The organism is Dolichospermum circinale AWQC131C, assembly GCF_000426905.1.
Taxonomy (GTDB): Bacteria; Cyanobacteriota; Cyanobacteriia; order Cyanobacteriales; family Nostocaceae; genus Dolichospermum; species Dolichospermum circinale.
Genome location: NZ_KE384627.1, coordinates 1 through 6369, shown reverse-complemented (window position 1 = coordinate 6369; position 6369 = coordinate 1). Strand labels below are relative to the sequence as shown.

The following is a 6369-nucleotide window of genomic DNA, read 5'->3' as shown; positions in this document are numbered from 1 at the left end:
ATCAGGTTGAGGGTTTTCATCTGCGGGTGAAGTAGTTGGTAAATCTGGATTTATGAAAGAATCGGGTTGAGGGTTTTCATCTGCTGGTGAAGTAGTTGGTAAATCTGGTTTTATGAAAGAATCGGGTTCGGGAGTTTTTACCGCTGGTGGAGATAATATAGCGGTTGTTGCTGATGTAGAATCACCCTGTGGTAATTGACTCCTAATCAAAGCAATCGGTTCAATAATGATTTTTTTTGAGGATTTTTCCCCATGACCATTTTGATGAGTTATGGCTTCATCATGCAGACCATCAGCCAATTGTAAAACCGTTGGTGCGCCTCCCGTTGCTATATTCAAAGAGTTTGTGTCTCTATTTTTTTCTAGTTCATATCGTAGCCTGTTCACAAACTCTGCTAAGATTGTTTCTCCTTGCTGCTGTTGACTATAGATTCGCGCCAACTGTTGAGAAAGATCACTTTGATAGTTTTTCAGTTCTTGTGATAGTGAACTAAAGGCATTAGTGACAGTATGATCAAGACTGTCCATCATGGTACTAACATTCTGTCCGATTTCATGAGCTTGATCATTACTTAGTTGAGGATTTTTCATCCCAACTTCGTGAGAGGAATTATACTCTAGGGTTTGGGTAGCTAAAGTTTTCAATGAAGACTGTAATTGGGAAGAGATGTGTTTAGCTAAAACCTCTGCCAATTGACGAATTAACACCTGCTGTTCCGTAATTTGTCGTGATTGCTGTAACTGTTCTTTTTCCTCAATTAATTTTTGAATATCGTGAGATAATCGGTTCTTTTCCGCTTCTAGCCGTTTTACATCTTCCTGTAAAGTCCTCAACAGATTTTGTTGAAGATTTTCTAAATCCTCAACTACATCCCACAGAGCATTTTCTGCGGCTCTGGATAGCTCGCCTCTAATGCGTGGGTTTTCTGGTCGCTTCTCAAATCGCCCCATCAGTTTCTAGCCTCTAACACCTTGATGATTAAGTGGCTGCTCCGAATACCGAATCAACACTTATATTAAGTTTCCTGCAAAAAATAGAAGAAACTGAACAATTTCACTGCATTTATAAATTTACTTAACCTATACAAGGTTAGTACCGATCTTATAATCAGGGAATTTATAGTTATGAACGCGCCAGCATCTCCTAGTTAACAGGATGTCTGAGGAGTTACATTTATGTCTTTTTCTTCTTAATTATAGTCATTAATGGGCTGAATTTGGGTAAAAATCTTGTTTCCTTAGAGGGTGTGGCAAGATTCAAGACTTTACAGATGGTGTGTTAGTCCCAGGGGGGGAATTTTTTATTGTCTATTGATGATGGTGAAGATCATAGCGCTCAGAGCCGCGCAGATGGGGACTGTAATTAACCAGGCGGCGGCGATATTTTGGATAGTGGAAAGTTTGATAGCTTGAAGATTTTGTACCAGTCCAATACCCACAACTCCACCGACCAGGGCGTGGGAAGTGGAAACAGGTAAACCTAAACGGGAAGCTAGTAAAATTGTCATGGCTGTGGCCAGTTCGGCGCAAAATCCGCTGCTAGGTTCTAAGGAAATAATATTTTCGCCAATGGTGGTGATGACTTTTTTACCCCAAACTGTTAAACCGGCCACAATTCCTACAGCACCTAAAAGCATAATCCAAAAGGGAATAGTGAGTTGATGACTAGGGATTTTACCTTGTTGATTGATGTAGTAAATTACTGCTAGGGGAGCGATCGCATTACCAACATCGTTAGAACCGTGAGCAAATGCGACAAAGCAAGCACTGATAACTTGAAATTTGGCAAATAAACTTTGAATTTGATTGTCAATTTGACTATTTGCTAATTGTCGCCAACTGATTAAAGTCAGGGCTATTGCAGCTATTCCAGTGATGAATAGTGTAATGTCGTGAGGGGGAATATTCAATTTTCTCTCTATGAGTAAAAACTGGCTCAGAGGTTGAGTGATTGTGGGCAGAACAATAACACCAAATATACTCAATAGCAATGTACTTAACCAGGGAGTCCATTCTTGTAACTGGGACAGGGGATGAAGTTGATTAAAAATCCAGTGTCGAATTAGAGTATATAAACCAGCGGAGATTGCACCACTAATTATGGGTGTTAACATCCAGCCAATGGTAATTAAACCCATAGACGACCAATCTATTGCCTCTATTCCTAATGATACCCAACTAAAGCCAGCGATCGCCCCGACAATGGCATGAGACGAGGATATAGGTAAACCCCTGGATGTGGCAACTTGTAGCCATATTCCACCCGATAGGAGTACCGAGATCATGCCCATGACTAAAGTTTGTGGTGTCGTAGCAAATAAAACTGGATTAGCAATTTTTGTTCCCAAGGTAGATGTTACTTCTTGTCCAAATAAGACAGCACCAAGAAACTCTAACACCCCAGCCATAATTATTGCCTGTTTGAGTGTAATCGCCTTAGAACCCACAGAAGTTCCCATGGCATTAGCGACATCATTTGCACCCAGATTCCAGGCCATATAGAAGGCTAAAAGGGCGACTATCACAAGTATTGCCATAAAATAAACTATGCGCCCCGATTAACAGGTAAAGATTGTGATGAATGATTTACATTTTCCATTTTTTTGGCTGTAAAAATTTGGGCGAGCCGTGAAACTCAAGACAATCAACAAAACCTAATTTTATCTATGTTTGATATTTTCACCAAATTAAGCTATCAAGCCCTGCAATCAGGAAAGAATTACTTTGCTTTTGCTCACAAAACCGTAATTTCACGGATTAAAGACCTAATTTATCCATCACTTCAGCCAAATATCAGTCCTTTATCCCAGAAATTGCTGACACAACTCCAAGACAATATGAACCAGTTATTGGCAAGAGACTGGGAAGATAGTCAAGCAGGTGTATATCCACAAAATTTATTATTTGATAATTCTTGGGAAGATTTCTTCCGCTACTATCCATTACTATGCTTAGATTTGCTAAATGTTTGGGAACGAATTAAAAACCGGAGCTATCAAGAATTTTCCCAGGAAATAGCCACAGATAACTATCCCAGCTACTATGTACAGAACTTCCATTACCAAACAGATGGTTATTTGAGTGAACTGTCTGCCAATTTATATGACTTACAGGTGGAAATTCTATTTGCTGGCTTAACTGATGCTATGAGAAGACGCATCCTCTGTCCTCTCAAATCTCAACTGACAGCATTTGACCATATTCCCCAAGAACAACTCCGAGTCATAGATATTGCTTGTGGTACTGGACGAACACTGAAGTTAATCAGAGCAGCTTTACCAGAGGTATCTTTATTTGGTATAGATTTATCTTCAGCCTATTTGCGGAAAGCCAACGAACTATTATCCCAAATTCCGGGAGAATTACCGCAACTTGTGCAAGGAAATGTCGAAGAGTTGCCTTATCGAGATAATTATTTTCATGGTACGACTTGTGTTTTTCTGTTTCATGAGTTACCAGCGGCAGTTCGTCAAACTGTAATTGAAGAATGTTTTCGGGTTACAAAACCAGGAGGCATTTTTATGATCTGTGATTCTATTCAGGTAAATGATGTACCGGAGATGGAATTAGTTGTCAAAAACTTCTCAGAGACTTTTCATGAACCTTATTACAAGCATTACATTACAGATAACCTGGTAGAGCGCTTAGAAAAAGTGGGATTTGAGCAAATAGAAACCCAAGTTCACTTCGTAAGTAAATATTGGATTGCTCACAAGCCAAGTTACTAGAGATTCAGCATTCACAATGACGGTTGATAACTAAGAAAAGTTTTCTGTTCCCTCACTTCCGGTAATTATTCCCACCTACTAACGCCCAATGTGTACCGGACGCGATTACCAAAGGTGAGATGAGTACGTGTATTAGTGACTTGGTCACCAATACACGGCAAGGTTTGAGCAATTACCAGATGTTTTGATGAAATAGTGAACAATTTTCCGTCGATATGAAGTGCTGTAACTGTCTATGTTTTGAGCGGAGAAATTGAAATACTGATAGCTTGGGCGGTGAATATCTATATAACTGATCAAAGATATAGTGCTTGTAACTAGCTATATCTAGTGTCAGTACAACAGAAACTTAGCGACGATAGAATTCCACAAGTGTAGTGCTGTAACTGTCTATGTCGTCTCAATACAAGAAGTGGTAGGCAGAATTAATTGTCTGATAATCCGGTAGTATCATCTTCATCGTTGGCAGGTATTAATATCTAACTACCTGTTAAATAACAGAACTGACAATACTCCCAGTTATCCATCTAGGCTTCTGCGACCACTACCTCGATGAGGATTGGGCGTTTGTGGGTCATTAGGACTAGGTTTAGAATTATCAGCCAGGTTGAATTTCGTTTCACCAAAAGTGAAACTCTCGTTGGTCAAAGGTGAAGGCTGGTAATCGGACTTGAGCTTGGACAGAGCGGAAAAATGAGTCTGTACTGCTTCGCAGTTAAAAGCTAAGGAGCCAAATACCAGACTCGATACTAAAAGTGAAATGGCAGCACGCATAGTAGATGTCTATTTTAGAACTCTCTACTTCACTAATCCTTAATATTTATATGTCTATCCGGAAAATTTGCAAAAAAGTATTGTATTTTACTGAATAAAAGTTAATTTTATACTTCTTCCAGATGCTCAACAAGTAACCAATTCCCAGAGGAATTTGGCCTCCCCCAAATCTTGAGTATTTTTGCTGAGGGAAGAGTTTGTAATTGCTGGTCTATATGCGATCGCAATGCCACCAACTGCCAATTTGTCGTAGCTAAATTGGTTTTTTCTGTAATATTAAATTGGTAGTTTTGCTCACCCTGGCGTTGAAATTTCCCTGTAAAACAGTTGAGGTTGAATTTATGATCACTCTGGTGCAAAATACAAGGACAATTACCATCAGCAGGATAAGCTTCTGGGTGGTCTAAATAATAAGTTTGCCAGTGTAACCAATCGGGATGATCAGTTGATAAGTTAAACAAGGGAACAATTACGACTGGTGCATAGTCATCTGTCAATAATGCAGCCTGCAAACTCTTCACTGGTAAATCTCTGGGCTGACATCCTAGCACAATACTCATGGCAGCTGCCATACCGGCGGCTTGACCAATTCCCATGACTATCGGTTGGAGTCTGGTGGCCCCATTAGCAATATGGGAAACGGAAATGTTCTTTTCGCAAACCAGAAAACCATCTGTATCGGTGGGGATGAGCGCGGAATAGGGTATAGTAAAGGGTGTTCCTGTCCATCTTCCACCCCAACGGATAGATTTAGGTTGCAATAAAAACTCAACACCCGGATAATGATGATCGTTGGCATAGTTACCGACAGCGATACCTTCGGTTAGCTTCGCTGCCGCATCATGGAATGGTAGTGCGGTTTTACTGTTTGCTAAAGGCAGAATATCTTGTTCACAAACAGTTGTTAAGCCTACTAAGCGGCGACTTTCCCGATAATAGGGATGGAGGGCAAAAGCGGAGTTAGCATGAGGAAAAAGGTTTGCAGCTAATCCGTAACGCCTACCAAACTGAGTTTGAATGAAATGAGCGAAATTCTGACTGTGCCAAAAACATTCTCGCACAAATTCCTGCTTTTTCACCCCTGCATCTAGCAAGCGATTGGCATTTTGGCAGTAGTCGTTGCCCGCTATAGGCCAGTTAATCATAAATCGTCTGCCGGGCAAGCGTCCATAGTTCAAAAATTTTTCTGGACCATAGTCATCCCAAGCTCCTGTAAACTGGGATGGATCATAGTTAGGGGCTGGAGAAATTTCTGGGGCGATATTTTCCCCAAAATCCTGCATTACTACTACCCAAGTGGGCGCTTGCACTGGATAGGTTTGGGTCAGGGAGTTAAAATTTGTAGGTGCGCTGGGTTCTCCCCATTCTGACTGTAATTCCCAACCCCAGCGTAATGGTATTTCTCCTAAAGCTAATAAATCTCCTAATTCTGTGCCGTCAAGAATTATTCTGGCGTTGACGGTGAAATCTGCAAAGCGTACACCTGTGATACAGTCTTTTGTTCGCAAAACCTCTAAAGGCACTTTTCCCGAAATCCATTGGAGATTAGGTAATTCTCGCACCCAGTCGGCAAATATTTCTGCACCTATGCGCGGATCATAACTAAAAAAGCTGACCCAACTATGATCTAATCCTCCTGGTTGCCTACGTTGCAATTCTTGTAAAAAAGCACCCCATAAACCTGTTTGAAAGGCTTGTAATTCGTTGCCGTCGGGTGCCGATACCCCCGCAGAGGTAAGCATTCCTCCTAACCAGGCAAATTCACTCACTAGGATGGTTTTTACGCCTTTTCTCGCTGCTTGGATAGCAGGGCGTTTTCATTTTCTAAATTCTAGCAGAAGAAAGAGCGAAACTTTTACTATTATTC

At 40.8% G+C, this 6369-nt stretch carries 4 protein-coding genes and 1 pseudogene; 1 reads left to right on the top strand and 4 read right to left on the bottom strand.

Annotation, left to right across the window (positions count from 1 at the left end; all coding sequences use genetic code 11):
* Both ACIR131C_RS26160 and ACIR131C_RS0115675 read right to left on the bottom strand, forming a co-directional pair.
* Positions 1-951, bottom strand: a 951-nt coding sequence (locus ACIR131C_RS26160) for a coiled-coil domain-containing protein (RefSeq protein WP_479723997.1), incomplete at its 3' end; no start/stop codon positions are given.
* Between the two features lie 350 nt (positions 952-1301).
* On the bottom strand, positions 1302-2537 hold the full coding sequence (locus ACIR131C_RS0115675) for an inorganic phosphate transporter (protein WP_035372232.1): 1236 nt from the start codon (positions 2535-2537) through the stop codon (positions 1302-1304).
* A 129-nt stretch (positions 2538-2666) separates the two neighbouring features.
* Here ACIR131C_RS0115675 and ACIR131C_RS0115670 point away from each other — a divergent pair, with 129 nt between their 5' ends.
* A complete protein-coding gene (locus ACIR131C_RS0115670; RefSeq protein WP_028090968.1) occupies positions 2667-3728 on the top strand; it encodes a class I SAM-dependent methyltransferase in 1062 nt (353 codons plus the stop codon).
* Between the two features lie 519 nt (positions 3729-4247).
* On the opposite strand, the gene patX is transcribed toward ACIR131C_RS0115670, so the two are convergent.
* Together patX and ACIR131C_RS22920 are read right to left on the bottom strand one after the other, a co-directional pair.
* The gene (patX, locus tag ACIR131C_RS27355; protein ID WP_071604965.1) at positions 4248-4502 is read right to left on the bottom strand and encodes a heterocyst-inhibiting protein PatX; all 255 of its coding nucleotides are present in this window, start codon (positions 4500-4502) and stop codon (positions 4248-4250) included.
* Positions 4503-4609: 107 nt separating this feature from the next.
* Positions 4610-6310, bottom strand: a pseudogene (locus ACIR131C_RS22920) (FAD-dependent oxidoreductase); the annotation flags it as partial.
* Positions 6311-6369 lie beyond the last annotated feature (59 nt).